2 protein-coding genes are annotated in these 1,010 nt (G+C 63.0%); one reads left to right on the top strand and one right to left on the bottom strand.

Features of this window, described 5'->3' with window-relative positions:
• On the bottom strand, nt 1-382 hold a 382-nt coding region (locus EN893_RS35515; protein WP_128362243.1), incomplete at its 3' end, for an MFS transporter.
• Nucleotides 383-501: 119 nt separating this feature from the next.
• Between EN893_RS35515 and EN893_RS35510 the strand changes: the two genes are divergently transcribed.
• Nucleotides 502-1,010, top strand: a 509-nt coding sequence (locus tag EN893_RS35510; protein WP_128362242.1) for a LysR family transcriptional regulator, incomplete at its 3' end; no start/stop codon positions are given.

Here is a 1,010-nt window from a genome sequence, read left to right as displayed (position 1 = left end):
CGGGAATACCGGACTTTGTCGGCACAACCAGCATCGCCATGACCAGGAGCCACGCCGCCGTCGCGCAGAGCCCGATCAGGAGCACGCGGCGGTCGCCCCAGCGATCGGTGAGCAAACCCCAGGGCAGTTCGCTGAGCGCGACCCCCAGCCCGAGAAGGCCGAGCGCCAGGCCGAGCTCGGCATTGCCCAAATGATAGCCCTGGCGAAGAACGACCGCCGTCGCCGGGATGCCGGAGAACGTAGCCGAGAAGGCGGCATTGGCGGCAACGCCGATGCCCAGAACCTTCCAGCGATGGCCCGGCTTGAAAACCCTCCCGGCGGAACCGGTATCTTCCAGGAGCTTCGGCGACTGCCGATCGGTGCAATTGACGATGGCGGACATGATTTCATTTCCCGTGCTGGCCAGTGGTCCGGCCTTGACGATCTGTCCCTACCGCCATAATTTCATCCTGAAAATCAGGAAGTTTTGAACTTACAATCCTGAAAATCGGGACTTCAGATATGCGACGCGTAACTTTCGACCTCGACGTCCTGCGCAGTTTCGTCACCGGTATGGAGCTGGGCAGCTTTGCCAAGGCGGCTGACCGGCTTGGCCGGTCGACGTCGGCGGTCAGCGCGCAATTGAAGAAACTGGAAGAACAGGCGGCGACGCCGATCTTCCGCAAATCAGGACGCGGCCTCGCTTTGACCGAGGCCGGCGAGACCATGCTCGGCTATGCGCGCCGGCTGATCGAATTGAATGACGAGGCGGCATCCGCCATCCACGATGTCGAGCTGGAAGGCTGGGTACGGCTCGGCTTGCAGGAAGATTTCGGCGAGGCGGTGCTGCCGGACGTGCTCGGCCGATTTGCCCGGGCGCACCCCAAGGTGAAGATCGAAGCCAGGATCGCACGCAGCCACGACCTTGCCGAAAGGGTCATGTCAGGCAGCCTCGACATCGCGCTCGCCTGGCACTGCGGCGAAACGCTGCCCTACAGCCAGCATGTCGCCGATGTGCCGATGCGCTGGAT

The organism is Mesorhizobium sp. M7A.F.Ca.CA.004.04.2.1, from assembly GCF_004022825.1.
In the GTDB taxonomy this organism is placed as follows: domain Bacteria; phylum Pseudomonadota; class Alphaproteobacteria; order Rhizobiales; family Rhizobiaceae; genus Mesorhizobium.
This window is presented reverse-complemented; position numbering and strand designations above follow the sequence as displayed.